This window comes from Secundilactobacillus collinoides DSM 20515 = JCM 1123, from assembly GCF_001435975.1.
In the GTDB taxonomy this organism is placed as follows: Bacteria; Bacillota; Bacilli; order Lactobacillales; family Lactobacillaceae; genus Secundilactobacillus; species Secundilactobacillus collinoides.
This window is the reverse complement of the sequence record NZ_AYYR01000068.1, coordinates 1-234: the sequence shown is the minus strand read 5'-3', so window position 1 is coordinate 234 and position 234 is coordinate 1. Positions and strand designations below refer to the sequence as shown.

At 44.0% G+C, this 234-nt stretch carries 1 pseudogene; it reads right to left on the bottom strand.

Annotated features, from left to right (window positions below):
* Nucleotides 1-234: pseudogene (locus tag FC82_RS11575) on the bottom strand (hypothetical protein); the annotation flags it as partial.

The following is a 234-nucleotide window of genomic DNA, read 5'->3' as shown; positions in this document are numbered from 1 at the left end:
TTGTCGGGCTCATCGCCACCAATGACGATTTCATTAGTGCTGGGTTGAAAATACCCTTTAGCCCCATTTAGCGTTGCTAAGGGCACTTCACTGACTTTAAGGTCGGTTTGCTGGTTTAGATAGTCCTTGAATGCGTTATACAAGCTTGTCACATTCTGATGATCGGCCAAATTTTCTGTGACAAAGTCTTTAGCACTTAACACTGGTTCACCGCTAGTTTGTGCCACATCAAAG